This is a genomic window from Luteimonas sp. GW821-FHT14E02, from assembly GCF_058803905.1.
The window spans coordinates 508,805-523,029 of the sequence record NZ_JBXAPK010000001.1; the positions used below are offsets into that span (position 1 = coordinate 508,805).

Sequence of the window (14,225 nt, forward strand, 5' to 3'; positions counted from 1 at the left end):
CGCGCCGCGATCGAGGCGGGTCGGTGCGAAGCGGCGAATTCCGAACAAAAAAAAGCCCGCGTGGAGAAATACGCGAGCGCGAACGAGACCCTGTCTCGAGTCAACTAATCGGCACGGAGCGGGAAAGGTTGTCCCTGGCGTGCGTGCGCGGTGAGGCCTACAGCCCCGTTACTTCATAAGACGCATCGGAAGCGCTTTTCCGCCCCTCGAACGGGCACCAGGGGCACTCAGCCTTGCCTCCGTCTATGCGAATGGTGGTTTTCGGCGTTGCAACCAAATCCGCCGGCAAGACGGTTCCCACCACGGCAAGAGGTGGGGGAATGCGCAATCGCTGCGTTTAAGCGGTAGGCCCCGAGCGACTTCAATGCCGATCCGTGCCGGAGGGGCTGCCGGCCATCCACCGTACTCAGGAATCCCCAACTCATGATCCGCAAGAACGTGCTTTCTCTCGCGCTGCTGGCCGGTTTGTCGGGTTTCACGGCCATCGTTTCCGCCGCGGAAATGGGCGCTGCCCCCGTGACTGTGGCGCCCCTCGCCAAGGCGTTGGGCGGTGCCGAATTCGCCACGACCGGCAAGGCCGGTGCCATGCGTGCCGTCGACCTCGGGTTGCCGGAACAGGCGGCCTTCGCCGCGGTGGCCAAGCGTCGTCTTGAGCAGGCCAAGCACGGCCAGCCGCTGGAGATCGGCTTCGCCCGCGGCGTCGGCCGCAGCCGCATCGATCTGAATGGTCTGAACTGGGAAACCTTGGCGGATGGTTCGCGCGGCGCCCGCTTCACACTGACCTCGACCAACGCGGTGGCGCTGCGCGCCGGGCTGCAGCTGCGCTCGACGGGCAGGTTGAGTGGTGATCCTTCGGCGGTGATGCTGCGCTTCGCCGGCAACGACGGTCGCGTGTTCGCCGAGAACGGCGGTGCGTTCTCGGGCGCGGAGTCGGGCTGGTCGCCGGTCGTCGCCGGTGACACGTTGACGGTCGAGATCGTGCTGCCCAAGGGCCAGCGGCCGAGCAGCTTCTCGCTGAGCGTTCCCGAGCTGTCGCATCTGGACATCGATCCGGCCGCAAGCACACGCGATCTGGCCCGCGCGAGCGGCGTCGGCGCGAGCGGCGCCTGCGAGCAGGACATCGTCTGCCGCACGAATCCGAGCGCGGGTTTCCTGGACGCGAGCAAGGCGGTGGCGCGCATGGTGTTCACCACCAAGGGCAAGTCGTATCTGTGTTCCGGCACGTTGCTCAACAACAGCAACTCGCCGAAGAAGGCGCTGTTCTGGACCGCCGCGCATTGCATCAGCACGCAGAGGGTCGCCGATACGCTGCAGACCTACTGGTTCTTCGACGCCACCGCCTGCAACAACGACACCGCCAACCCGAATGCGGTCACGCTCACCGGTGGCGCTTATCTGCGCCATGCCAACACCACGCGTGATACTTCGCTGCTGGAGCTGAAAAACGCACCGCCCAGCGGGGCCTACTACGCCGGCTGGAACAGCAGTCCTATCGCATCCACCGGAACCGCGATCGAAGGCATCCACCACCCGGCCGGCGATCTGAAGAAATATTCGCTGGGCTCGGTGACGGGTCTTTCGACCACGCTCGATGGCAAGTCGCCGCTGACCCAGGTGGTCTGGAACGCGGGTGTGACCGAGGGCGGCTCCTCGGGTTCGGGCCTGTTCACCGTTGATGCTTCCGGCGCCTACCAGCTGCGTGGCGGCCTGTACGGCGGCTATTCCTTCTGCTCGGCGCCGCAGGATCCGGATTCCTACTCGCGTCTTGACGGCGTGTGGTCGAGCATCTCGTCGTACTTCTCGCCGTAATCCGATGTGACATGCCGGATGCGCCTCCATTGGCTGGAGGCGCATCTGAAAGGATTCTGCGTCGCGGATGAAACGCTGGCGTCGTGATTCAACGACGCCAGGCGGGAAACGGATCCGGCAACGCCTGCCAGGCGGCGGGACCAAGCGCCATCTCGGCATCGTCGAGCAGGCAGGCATCCAGTTCCGCGCGCGCACGCGCTTCATCCAGGTTCACGCCGATCACCGCCAGTTCCTGACGGCGATCCGCCCAGAGCGGATGCCAGAGTTCGCGCAACGCTGCATATTCGCGCGGCTCCTGAATTTCTTCCGGCAAGGGAAGCGGTGAATTCCATGCAGCGGCTTGAAGCACCGACCAGCCGCGAGCCGTGTACGGCACCGGCGGCGGCATGACGGAGATGAGTGGCAACTCGTCGATCAGATCGGCATCGACGCGAAAACGCGCGCCATGCCAGAAGCCAGCCGCTTGATGCTCGGTGGCACCGCCGACGCAGGACAGCTCGCCGACCCAGTCCATGCGCGAAGCCAGCCAGAAGAATCCCTTGCAGCGGATCGCATCGGCGATGCCGCGCGTCAGCAGATCGCCGAAGCGCTGCGGATGGTACGGGCGGCGCGCGCGATAGACGAAGCTGGAGATACCGTATTCCTCTGTCTCCGGCGTGTGCTCTCCGCGCAGTTCCTTGATCCAGCCAGGCGCAAGCTGCGCCCGGGCGAAGTCGAAGCGGCCGGTGTCCAGCACCTCCGCCAGTGGCACGTCGCCCTGGCGCGATTCGATGATGCGGGCATCGCGGTTCAGGGCATGCAGCACGGCGCGCGTGCGTTCCAGGCGGACGCCGTCGATCAGATCGCATTTGCTGATCACGATCGTGTCGGCGAATTCGACCTGCTCGGCCAGCAGGTTCACGACGCCGCGCCGGTCTTCCGTGTCGATCGCCAGGCCGCGATCGGCCAGGCGTTCGGCGGAGCCGAAGTCATCGAGGAAACGCACGCCGTCGACGACCGTGACCATCGTATCCAGCCGCGCCACGTCGGATAGAGAGAAACCCTGTTCGTCGCGCACCGAGAAGGTGGCCGCCACCGGCATCGGTTCGCCGATGCCGGTGGATTCGATCAGCAGGTAATCGAAGCGCTGCTCGCCGGCGAGCCGTGCCACTTCACGCAGCAGATCCTCGCGCAAGGTGCAGCAGATGCAGCCGTTGCTGAATTCCACCAATGACTCGTCGGTGCGGCTGAGCGCGGCGGCGCCGTTGCGGACCAACTGCGCGTCGATGTTGATCTCGCTCATGTCGTTGACGATGACCGCGACGCGGCGGCCTTCGCGGTTGTGCAGGATGCGATTGAGCAAGGTGGTCTTGCCCGCGCCCAGGAAGCCGGACAGGACGGTCACATGCAGACGATCGGGGGAGGGGATCGTGGCAGGGGCAAGCATCGGCATTTCCTTAATATGTTATGTTATAACATATCATAAAAGAGAATCGTGCCATGAGCAGAAAGCCCGCGACAACCGCCCGTTTATTCGATTTCGCCGCGATCAGCCTATCCGGGCTGTGCCTGCTGCATTGCCTGGCGCTGCCGGTGCTGGCCGCCTTCCTGCCCTTGCTGGCCGTCTGGGCCGAGGCGGAATGGGTGCATGCGGCATTCGTCGCTTTCGCGCTCCCGCTGACCGGCACCGCGCTGTGGCGCGCGCATCGTCAACGGCCCTTGCCGCTCGGGTTGATCGTGCTGGCCGTCGGTGGCCTGACCGGCCTGTTGCTTGGCGCGCTGCCTTGGTCGACGGAGTCGCTGGAGGTCCCGCTCACGGTGGCGGGCAGCCTGATGCTGGCGAGCGCGCACCTTTGGAACTGGAAACGCCGTCCGCATGCGCATGCCGCGTCCTGACGAGCCGATGCACATGACGAATTCCGTGATCGCGCGCCTCTCCATGTCTCGTTCCTTCCGAGCGTCTGCTTTGCGGCCGCTTGCCTTGGTCATCGCCGCGACGGCGACATCCTCCGCATGGGCGGCGGATGGTGACCGTCTCACGCAACTCGACGTGGTCGAGGTGAAAGTCAGCACGGCGACCCGCACCGAGCGCCTGCTCTCCGACGTGCCCGTCCGCACCGAGGTGTTGCGACAGCAGGACATCGCGCTGCGCGGATCGGTGAACTTCTCGCAAGCTGCCGAGCTGATTAACGGCATGCGCGTGGAAAGCAACTGCCAGAACTGCAACACCTCCGAAGTGCAATTGCTTGGACTGGGCGGTGCCTACAACCAGTTGCTGTTCGACGGTGTGCCGCTGCTGTCCACGCTTGGCGGCATCTACGGACTGGAACAGATCCCCGCGGCTTACGTGAATCGCATCGAAGTCGTCAAGGGCGGCGGTTCGTCGCTGTATGGTCCCGGCGCCGTGGCCGGCGTGATCAACTTGATCGCCGAGCAACCGACGAAGAGCGGCGGCTTCGTGCAGGGAGGTGTGGAAGTGCAGAAGGGCGAGCCGCTCCGATTCGGTGATGGACGCTTCGACTTCGTCGGCGCCGGCGGCCGCTTCGGTCTGTCGGTGGTCGCGCAAGGCGCCAGAAACGATGCTATCGACTTCAACGACGACGGCTACAGCGAAATCACCGAGAAGGACCTGCGCATCGGCGGCTTCCAGATGTGGTACGCCCCCAACGACAGCACCCGCCTGCGCGCCGACTATCAGTACACCTGGGAAGATCGTCGCGGCGGCAATCGGTTCGATCAGCCCGAATACCTGGCCAACATCGCCGAGGCGCTGAAAACGCGTTATCAGCGCGGCGGGCTGACGTGGGAGCAGATCGTCAACGACGATTTCGATTTCCGCCTCAGCTATTCGTTCGCCGATATCCGCCGCGACAGCTTCTATGGCGGGCTGGGCGATGTGGTGACGGACCCGTCCGATCCCGGCTTCGATCCGCGTCAGCTCGATCCTGACGTGCCGGGGAGCGCCGCTTCGGTGTCCTATCGCCAGTACGGCTATACCAAGAATCCTTTGCAGTACTTCGATTCGCAGTTCAATTACCGCATCGGCGCGCAAGCACTGGCATTCGGTGTGCAGTACAAGCGCGAAGAAGTGAAGGATAAGAACCTGGATGCCGACGGCAACACGCTTCGCGTGATCACCGATGGCAGTTTCTCCAATCTTGGCGCCTTCCTGCAGGATGAGTGGGCGGTCAGCGATGCGCTGGATCTGGTGCTGGGTGCGCGCGCGGACAAGAGTTCCGAGCTCGATGACGTAGTGTTCTCGCCGCGCATCGCGCTGGCATTCCAGGCCAGCGAACGCACCAAATGGCGTGCCGGCATCTCCACCGGTTTCCGCGCGCCGGAATTGTTCAGTGAGGACCTGCACGTGGACACGTTGGGTGCCGATCCCGTGCGCATCCGCAACGCGGATGGGCTGACGGAGGAAAAAGCGGTCACCGCCATGCTCGGGGTGGATTGGCGATCCGATCCCGCCTCGCCGCGCTGGTCGTTCGATGCCACGGCGTCGTACACCGATCTCAAGGATGCCTTCGTATTGAGCGAGATCCAGCGTGATCCCCGCGATGGGGCGTTGTACCAGATGCGCAGCAACGCGTCCGGTTCGCGCGTGGCCGGGATTGAAGCGAATCTCGGATGGCAGCCGTTGGACGCCTGGCGCATCACCGCGGGCGTCGCCTGGTATCACTCGCGATACGACAAGGCGCAAGTGGTGTTCGACGATACCGGCGACGGCGGCAATACCGTGATCGCGAGCCGCCACTACCTCAAGACGCCGGAATGGAGTGGCCTGGCGCAAGCGATCTGGACGCCCAGCGAAGCGTGGGACGCCTACGTGGGCTTGAAGTACACCGGCCGCATGTATGCACTGAACAACAATACCGGCACGCTCAGGCACACGCCGGAGTTCTGGGTGGTGGATACGGGGGTGACCCGTCACTTCCATTTCGATGAGAAGGGCGTGGACGTTTCCTTCGGAATGAAGAACCTGTTCGACCAGCGCCAGAAAGATCTCGAAGTCGGTGCCAATCGCGATAGCGATTACGTTTACGGTCCACGCTTCGCGCGATCCGTCTATGCAAGTGTGCGTTACGACTTCTAAAGTCGAGACACCGAATAGGCGGCGCGCATGGGCACGCCGCTGGCTTGTCGCGCTCGTTTGCGTTTGGAGCTTGTCGGCAGCCATCGCGACGGCAACCGGCGGTGATTTGCGCGAATCGATCGCAGGCGCGCTGGTGCGTCCTGAGGCCCAGCGCTTCGTCGCCTATCGCTGGGAGCGCGAGCCGGATGTCATCGCGTTGTATTTCGGCGCCGATTGGTGTGGCCCATGTCACGCATTCGTCCCGGAACTGAAGCGCGTGCATGCGGCGCTCAAGCAGGCGGGCGCCGACACGGAAGTCGTCTACGTCAGCCTGGACGAATCCGAGCGCGAGATGCGCCGCTACATGCGCTCGCAGACCATGCCATGGCCGGCGATCGACTATCGCCGTCTGCCGGCATTGCCGGTGATACGCGCTCTGGGCGGAGTTGCGCCACCGAACCTCGTGCTCGTCGATCGCGAAGGCAACGTGCTCGCTAGTGGATGGCAAGGGCGTCGCTACACGGGACTGGCACCGGTCCTGCGATCGTGGGTCGAACACGTTCGCGTCGCGGATGCGACGACGCTGGGTCGATGAGAAGAGTCCGTGATCCGCGCGACTGAGACTGCTTGAGTATCGACTGATCCGCGTTGCCGCGGGCACTCGTTGAACATTTGCCTGGATGACGCGCTGCAACATCGACTGGCGCGCGTATGAAGCGGTTCAAATGATTGGCCCTATCTGCCAATCGATATGACTCTATCAACAATGGCCGTCCGCCGGAAAAGCATCAATGCTTGGCCCGCGTCGCCACGACTCAAGACAGAAGATTGGGGGGAACCAATGATGGCTGTATCAAGGTTGCGATCGATTCCGGCCGCGTTGCTCGCATGCACGCTGATCGCGTTTTCCGCGACCGGCTCCGCGGCAGGTTTGCAGCCGATTCCCGCTTCGGCGCCGAAGTGCGTCCAGCCGGAACAGGAGCAGCTTTATCCGCTCGTGGATCCCGCCAGGCTCGGCATCAATCCCGAACGCTTGCGCGCTGCATTGCAATACGGCACGCAGTTGTTGAGCACATCAGTGCGCGTTTACCGCTACGGCTGTCTTGCGGGGCAGAGCGTGGTCGATCCGGTGAGCGAGTTCGCGCCGTTCCCGCTGGCCAGCGCATCCAAGGGGGTCTTGTCGCTGGCTGTCGGTCGCGCGGTGACGATGGGTTATCTGAAACTGGATGATCCGATCGGCAAGTACCTTCCACAAGCCGATGCCGCGCATGGTGCGCTGACGGTACGCACGCTGTTGCAGCAGTTGTCCGGCCTGCGACTGGTGGTGGCGGACGAGATCGCGGCTATCGCCACCGATCCGGTGCAGGCGACACTCGACCAGCCGTTCTGGTATCTGCCGGGCACCGAGTACATGTATGGCCAGAGCGTGCTGGCCACGCTCGCGCATGTCGTCGGCAAGGCCACGGGCATGGACTACCAGACGTTCGTGCAGCGTGAGTTGATGGGGCGTGTCGGCATTCCGCGCAATCATTGGATCTGGCTGCGTGATCGCAGCGGCGGGACGATCGCGGCCGGTGGCCTGCTGATGCGTCCGAACGATCAGGCCAAGCTCGGCCATCTGATGTTGTACAAGGGAAAGTGGGGTTCGCAGCAGCTCATCAGCCAGAGCTATCTGGAAGAAGCAGTCCACGGAACCGTGCCCAATCCAGGCTATGGCTTCCTGTTCTGGACCAACGAAGGCGACTGGCACAAGGTCTCGCACATCGGCCGACCCAAGCGTGCGGAATTCGAACTGCTGCCGGGCAGTCCGCGCGACACCTACGGTGCGATGGGTGCGCTGGGCCAGTTGATCATCAACGTCCCCAGCCGGCACTTGGTCATCGTGCGCAACGGTGGGCCGGGTGGTGGTTTGTCCACCGTCGAAAGCCTGGAGATGAAGGAATTGGTTCGCCGATTGGTCGACTCGGTCGACGATGCGCCGCGCATTCCCGACCCCGGCATCTTTGCGAACTATCCGGCAGGCAGTTCAATCGACGATGCCCTCGTCTATCTGAATATCCTCGACTGGAACGTGCTCGGCATCCTCACGGGTGTCGGCGATGCCGGTCTGCCGGATTGCAACATCATCTTCTGCAACGGGCGTTTCATCACTCAGGATCTGACCGCGTTCGGTGGCGACACCTTGCTGCAGTTCATCGGCGCGGCAGGGGGGACGTTCGAGGACAAGCTGCGCGGTCGACGTTACAGCCAAGTGATCTACCCCTGACCAGAGCACGGATGGATTCCGGTCAAGGAATCCATCCGGGAAACGCGTCCGCACGAGACGGGCGTTCTTGAAGAAGCGAGCTTGCGCCTGACGATGCGCCAGGTGCCGGACGCGGCTTGCCTGCGGCGGGCATTGCGGCGCAGCTGCGCGGCGTGCCATGTCGCGATCGGTTGTACGCACTCACGAAACAAATCTTGGAGGAACCATGATTCGTCATCTACACCGTAAAGCGATACGCGGCGCCAGGCTTGCCGCCTCTGCGCTGATGCTGTCCGTACTGACGTTGCCGGCAATGGCCGCGCCGCCTGTGCCGGAATTCAAAGACCCCGCCATCTATCTGTTGCCAGGTGTCGGTGAGGGATTCCACGAGTCGGGCACTGCGAGCGCCGACTTCAACAACGACGGCTATCCGGATATCGCGATCGTCAACTGGTTCACGCTGGTCGGCCGTGTCTACGTCGTGCTCAACAAGGGCGACGGGACCTTCGGCAGCAATCCGATCGAAACCCTTTGGGATCATGGCCAGCCTCTCGATCCACTCGGTGGTGGCCCGCTGGTGGGGACCGTGTTGACCGCTGACCTGAATGGCGATGGGAATGCGGATCTGGTGACCAGCTCGCACTTCCTCGTCACGGTATTCCTCGGCAAGGGCGATGGCAGCTTCACCAAGTCGGATCAATTCATCCAGATTCCGCACGCGGGACAGCAGGATGGCTCCCTGGCCGACGTCAATAACGATGGCAAGCTGGATGTCCTGGTGCAGGCCACGTTCGGGATCCAGACTTTTCTGGGCAACGGCGATGGCACGTTCAAGACACTGCTCGACCGGGGCGGCAACATCCTCTACACCACGGTGAAGCATTACGTCGTGCCGCCTTTGATCTGGTATCCGGTCTTCACCATGTCGGGGTTCGATCTGGTGAATCTCAACAACGATGGCATTCTGGACATGCTGGTCTCCGAGGCCTTCCTGGGCAATCGCGGCTACAGCCTGCTGGGCAATGGCGACGGTACGTTCAGGCAGGTCGACGATTTCAGCACCAGTTTCGTGCCGGGCGGCATTCTGGGTGGCGATTTCAACGAAGACGGCGTCGACGATGCGGTGGTCGCCAATGAGTTCAACTGGCCGCGCGCGTTCTTCGGATTGTCGGGAGATGCACGCCTGACCGATGGCAGCGGCCGGTTTGTCGGAAGAGGGGTCGGGGATGGTGCACGCTTTGATTGCGGCGGCACGCCGATCTCGCTGGTGCTGGGAGACATCAACCTGGACGGGCACAAGGACGTGGTGTGTTCGGATGTCCTCGATTTCGAGGACTGGCGGAACGTCTTCGGCAAGATCGTGATCGCGCTCGGCGACGGCCACGGCAATTTCTACCCGGGCGGCAACCACCAGATCCTCCTGTTCCCGCAGACGCCGGTCGTGGCCGACTTCAATCGCGACGGTAAGCCGGATATCGCGGCGCCAGGCACGATTGGCATCTCGACCTTCTACGTGCTGCTGCAAAAGTAGAAGAGGGATCGATATGGCGCGGGCGCACGGCTTCGCCGGGCCCGCGCCTTTTCATGCAATGCCGGGAACCACTTCGCAAACGATGCCGTGCGCCTCCAATGCGAAGAAGAGGCTGTCGTCGGGGGCGATGCGGAATGCATCGCCCGGCTTCATATAGACCACGCGCCGCCCAGCCTCGGCATGACGGCGCAGCAGAGCCACTTCCTCGCCGCGTTCCGATGGCGCGATGAGCCGGACGGCATCGCGCCGCGCCAGAGCCACCACATCGGGATTGAGCGCTGGATCGCAGACCAGCACATCGGCCTGATTCAGCACGCGCAATGCTTTCAGCGTCAGTGATCCGGGATCGCCATCGCCGGTGCCGACCAGGGCGACGCCGCCCGCGTCGTCGTGCTGCTGATCGTTTTCGAGCGCATCCAGAAAAGCGCGCTCGGCCTCCTCGCGTCGTCCATCGCGCAACAAGGTCGGCACGGGGCCGTCGATGACACGGTCGAACCAGCGCCTGCGCTGCGGCAACACCGGAAATCGCCCGCGGATCGCCTCGCGATGCCGCGCGAACAGCGACGCGAAATCGCCGAGGGAATGATCCAGTTCGGTCTCCAGCCGCTCGCGGAGGCGACGCGCGAGCATCGGCGCGGCGCCGCCGGAGGAAATCGCCACCTGCAGCGGATCGCGGTCGACCACGGCCGGAATCTGCACGCTGGAGAGTTCGGCGTCATCGACGATGTTGGCCCACAACCCGCGCCGGTTCGCCTCCTCGGCGAGGCGTGCATTGAAGGCGTGATCATCGGTGGCGGCCACCAGCAGCCAGGTCTCGTCCAGCCAGGCGGGATCGAAGTCGCCTTCCAGCCGGGACAGCGTGCCTTGCGCTAGCCCGCCTTGCGCCAGCCAATCCTGCAGCACGGCGTCGAGCGCCTTCGCATGCACGCGCACCCGCGCGCCTGCGCGCAGCAGCGCCTCGATCTTGCGCACGGCCACCTCGCCACCGCCCACGACCAGCACGTTGCGGCCGGAAAGATTGGCGAACAACGGAAACAGCGGCATGCCAATTCCTGAAAGAGGGCTCGCAGCCGGAATTGCTGCATGGCAACATGGGGCCGACGACGAGTCAACAACTCCACACCCTGGACGCTTCGACCGGTATGCCACGCATCCTGCTGGTCAACGATACCGAAAAGCCGATCGGCGAGCTGCGCGGCGCGCTGCTGGCTGCCGGTCATGAAGTGCTGGAGGAAGTCGTTGCGGTCGGCGCACTGCTCAAGGCGGTGGAGTCGCAGCAGCCGGACGTGGTCATCGTCGATGTCGATTCCCCTTCGCGCGACACGCTGGAACAGCTTGCGTTGTTGCACCATCACGCGCCGCGCCCGGTCGTGGTGTTCTCGGGCGATGGCGACGAGCAATTGATCCGCGCCGCCGTCGGCGCGGGCGTCACCGCCTACGTCGTCGACGGACTGGCGGCGGCACGCCTGGCGCCGATCATCCAGGTGGCGCTGGCGCGCTTCGAGCAGCAATCGCACATGCGCAAGCGGCTGGACGAAGTGCAGCAGCAGCTGCACGACCGCAAGCTCATTGATCGCGCGAAGGGATTGCTGATGGAAAAACGCGGAATGAGTGAAGCCGACGCCTACGCCGCCTTGCGCCAGCAGGCGATGAAGCACGGCTCCAAGCTGGCGGATGTCGCACGCCAGATCATCGCGATGGCCGACCTGCTGGGATGAGGACCGGATGGACAAGAGCCGCATGACGACCCCCCGCACCCTGCGCACTTACCGGCATCTGCGCCTGGGCTACATGCCCCTGATCGATTGCGCGCCGCTGGTGGCGGCGGTGCGCCTCGGGCTGGATCGCAAGCATGGCTTGCGACTGCATCTGCATCGCCAGGCGTCGTGGGCGGCGGTGCGCGACAAGTTGCTCTCGGGCGAACTCGATGCCGCGCACGCCCTGGCCGGCCTCGTATACGGCGTGGAAACCGGCATCGGCGGCCTGCAGGCCGATCTGGCGATCCTGCTCACCCTCAATCAAAACGGCCAGGCGATCACGCTCTCGACGGCGCTGGCGCGCGCGCTCGAACAAGGCCCGTCATTGCGCGATGTGCTCGCTTCGCTGGGCCGGCCGCCGGTGTTCGCGCAGACCTTCCCCACGGGCACGCATGCGATGTGGCTGTACTACTGGCTGGCGGCGCAAGGCATCGACCCGATGCGCAAGATCAGCGTGGTGGCGTTGTCGCCGACGCAGATGCCCGACGCGCTCGCCAGCGGTGAACTGGATGGCTTCTGCGCGGGCGAGCCCTGGTCGGCGCGTGCCGAAGTCATGGGCGCGGGCCGCCGTGTGATCCGCAGCGGCCGGATCTGGCCTGGTCATCCGGAAAAAGTGCTGGCCTGCCGCCGCGAATTCGCCGCCTTGCAACCGGACGTGGCCGTCGCGCTGACCACCGCCGTGCTCGAAGCCTGTCGCTGGCTCGATGCCGATGCGACGCATCGACGCGAAGCGGCGCAGTGGCTGGCGGAGGCCGATGTGATCGGTTTGCCCGTGCAGGACATCGAAGCCTGTTTGCTGTCTGCAGACGCAAGCGGTGACGACGACGGCGTTGACGATGACGGCACGCGACTGCGTTTCCATGCCGACGGACAGGCGAATTTCCCCTGGTTGTCGGATGGCCACTGGTTCCTCGGCCAGTTCCGTCGCTGGGGATGGCTGCCGCCGGCAGCGGACGATGCCGATGCGACACTGATCGGCAACGTGCATCGCATCGACACTTACCGCGAGGCGGCGCAGCGGCTCGGCGTGGCGGTCCCGCAGAGCGATACCCGAGCCAATCTGCTGTTCGATCATTCGCCCTGAGAACACGCTCCACATGCTCGTCATCCCGGCGAAAGCCGGGATCCAGCTTTTCGTCCAGAGCACGAGAGGATGGTCCTCTCAATAAAAACTGGATCCCGGCTTTCGCCGGGATGACGAGCGAGGCGCGCATGCTGCTATGCACCAAGATGGAGCGAGACCGCTCTCGCTTGGTGCAACCTGGGAATTCGCGATCAACCGCCTTGGCGGGCAATCCGTCGGCGCTGCGCATAACGTCATGAATTCGTGAAGGAATCCATTCGCGCGATATCGTCAAGTCCATTTGGCACGATGATTGCTTGAACACTTGGCGGGTGCATCCACGCATCCGCGATGAGCGACTCCGACGAACGGGCCAACGGCGGTCCGGCTCGCCAAGACAACGGCGTCTTTTCCGGTGCGAACAGGACCGGAGGGCGCCGTTTTTCGTTTCCTCCTCCCTTCCGCCACGTCTGCCGGCACACGGCATCGCGCGGTGGTCCCCTCGGAGATCGCGCCGTGAACACCGCTCTTGGAAGCCCTGCTGGTGCAAGCAAATCCTTCTGGCAAGCCGGACACACGCCCACGCTGTTGGCGGCTTTCCTGTATTTCGATCTGAGTTTCGCGGTGTGGTACCTGCTCGGCCCTCTGCAGGTGCAGATCGCCGAGGCGCTGCATCTGGACACGCAACAACGCGCGCTGATGGTGGCCGTGCCGATCCTGTGCGGCGCGGTGCTGCGCTTGTTCCTGGGCATGCTGGCCGATCGCATCGGCGCCAAGCGCGCCGGGCTGCTCGCGCAGGGCGTGGTGATCCTCGCCCTGCTGACGGCGTGGTGGGCCGGCGTGCATTCCTTCGCGCAGGTGTTGCTGCTCGGTTTGCTGCTGGGCGTGGCTGGCGCTTCGTTCTCGGTGGCGCTGCCGCTGGCTTCGCGCTGGTATCCGCCCGAGCATCAAGGCACCGCGCTTGGCATCGCCGGCGCCGGCAATTCCGGCACGGTGTTGGCTGCGTTGTTCGCGCCGGCGCTGGCGGCGGCATTCGGTTACGAAGCGGTGTTTGGCCTGGCTTGCCTCCCGCTGTTGCTGGTGCTGATCGTGTTCTCTGTATGCGCCAAGGACGCGCCCGTGCCGGTCGCGCGCAAACGCCTGAGCGATTACGGCCGGGTGTTGGTGGGCAATCGCGATTCGTGGTGGTTCATGTTTTTCTACGCGATCACCTTCGGCGGCTTTTCCGGTTTCGCCAGCGCTTTGCCGGGTTATTTCCATGATCAGTTCGGCTTCGGGCCGAAAGCCGCGGGCTGGGCGACGGCCGCCTGCGTGCTGGCCGGTTCGGCGATGCGGCCGCTGGGTGGCGTGATCGCCGATCGCGTCGGCGGTACGCGCACCTTGCTCGCGGTGTATCTGTCGGTCGCCGCGCTCGTCGCCGCCGTGGGCTTCGGCGTGGGTGGTGCAGTGGTGACGGTGGCGCTGTTCGTCGTCACGTTGTTGTGTCTGGGCGCGGGCAATGGCGCGGTGTTCCAACTGGTGCCGCAGCGCTTCGGTCCCGAAATCGGCCTGATGACGGGACTGATCGGCATGGCCGGCGGCATCGGCGGATTCCTGCTCGCCGCCGGACTCGGCGTGCTCAAGCAGCACACCGGCAGTTATGCGATCGGCCTGTGGGCGTTCGCCGGTTGCGCGCTTCTCGCGTGGGGATTGCTGTCGGGCGTGAGCCAGCAATGGCGCAACCAATGGGCGGCGCTCAGCGCCGCGCGCGTTTGAGTTCGAGAGAG

General features: G+C 64.4%; 11 protein-coding genes. 9 read left to right on the forward strand and 2 right to left on the reverse strand.

The window, feature by feature from the left end; all coding sequences use genetic code 11:
- Positions 1-423 precede the first annotated feature (423 nt).
- Positions 424-1,809, forward strand: a complete 1,386-nt coding sequence (locus AC1RNP_RS02165; protein WP_493049574.1) for a trypsin-like serine peptidase — start codon at positions 424-426, stop codon at positions 1,807-1,809.
- A gap of 88 nt (positions 1,810-1,897) precedes the next feature.
- Here AC1RNP_RS02165 and AC1RNP_RS02170 read toward each other — a convergent pair whose 3' ends face one another.
- Positions 1,898-3,235, reverse strand: coding sequence for a GTP-binding protein (locus AC1RNP_RS02170; protein ID WP_493049575.1), 1,338 nt, complete (start codon positions 3,233-3,235; stop codon positions 1,898-1,900).
- A gap of 53 nt (positions 3,236-3,288) precedes the next feature.
- Between AC1RNP_RS02170 and AC1RNP_RS02175 the strand changes: the two genes are divergently transcribed.
- The 5 genes from AC1RNP_RS02175 to AC1RNP_RS02195 all read left to right on the forward strand — a co-directional run bounded on the left by AC1RNP_RS02175 (position 3,289) and on the right by AC1RNP_RS02195 (position 9,639).
- A complete protein-coding gene (locus tag AC1RNP_RS02175) occupies positions 3,289-3,684 on the forward strand; it encodes a MerC domain-containing protein (RefSeq protein ID WP_493049577.1) in 396 nt (131 codons plus the stop codon).
- Positions 3,685-3,727: 43 nt separating this feature from the next.
- Positions 3,728-5,884: a TonB-dependent receptor plug domain-containing protein gene (locus AC1RNP_RS02180; RefSeq protein ID WP_493049793.1), complete on the forward strand. Its 2,157-nt coding sequence runs from the start codon at positions 3,728-3,730 to the stop codon at positions 5,882-5,884.
- 70 nt (positions 5,885-5,954) lie between these two features.
- On the forward strand, positions 5,955-6,458 hold the full coding sequence (locus AC1RNP_RS02185; protein WP_493049578.1) for a thioredoxin-like domain-containing protein: 504 nt from the start codon (positions 5,955-5,957) through the stop codon (positions 6,456-6,458).
- 249 nt (positions 6,459-6,707) lie between these two features.
- A complete protein-coding gene (locus tag AC1RNP_RS02190) occupies positions 6,708-8,129 on the forward strand; it encodes a serine hydrolase domain-containing protein (protein WP_493049579.1) in 1,422 nt (473 codons plus the stop codon).
- A gap of 205 nt (positions 8,130-8,334) precedes the next feature.
- A complete protein-coding gene (locus AC1RNP_RS02195) occupies positions 8,335-9,639 on the forward strand; it encodes an FG-GAP repeat domain-containing protein (protein WP_493049580.1) in 1,305 nt (434 codons plus the stop codon).
- A 51-nt stretch (positions 9,640-9,690) separates the two neighbouring features.
- On the opposite strand, the gene AC1RNP_RS02200 is transcribed toward AC1RNP_RS02195, so the two are convergent.
- Positions 9,691-10,683: an NAD(P)-dependent oxidoreductase gene (locus AC1RNP_RS02200; protein WP_493049581.1), complete on the reverse strand. Its 993-nt coding sequence runs from the start codon at positions 10,681-10,683 to the stop codon at positions 9,691-9,693.
- A gap of 98 nt (positions 10,684-10,781) precedes the next feature.
- On the opposite strand from AC1RNP_RS02200, the gene AC1RNP_RS02205 reads away from it, so the two are divergent.
- The 3 genes from AC1RNP_RS02205 (at position 10,782) to AC1RNP_RS02215 (ending at position 14,214) form a co-directional block, all read left to right on the forward strand.
- Positions 10,782-11,357: an ANTAR domain-containing response regulator gene (locus AC1RNP_RS02205; protein WP_493049582.1), complete on the forward strand. Its 576-nt coding sequence runs from the start codon at positions 10,782-10,784 to the stop codon at positions 11,355-11,357.
- Positions 11,358-11,379: 22 nt separating this feature from the next.
- Positions 11,380-12,480: a CmpA/NrtA family ABC transporter substrate-binding protein gene (locus tag AC1RNP_RS02210; protein ID WP_493049583.1), complete on the forward strand. Its 1,101-nt coding sequence runs from the start codon at positions 11,380-11,382 to the stop codon at positions 12,478-12,480.
- A 564-nt stretch (positions 12,481-13,044) separates the two neighbouring features.
- The gene (locus AC1RNP_RS02215) at positions 13,045-14,214 is read left to right on the forward strand and encodes an MFS transporter (RefSeq protein ID WP_493049794.1); all 1,170 of its coding nucleotides are present in this window, start codon (positions 13,045-13,047) and stop codon (positions 14,212-14,214) included.
- Positions 14,215-14,225 lie beyond the last annotated feature (11 nt).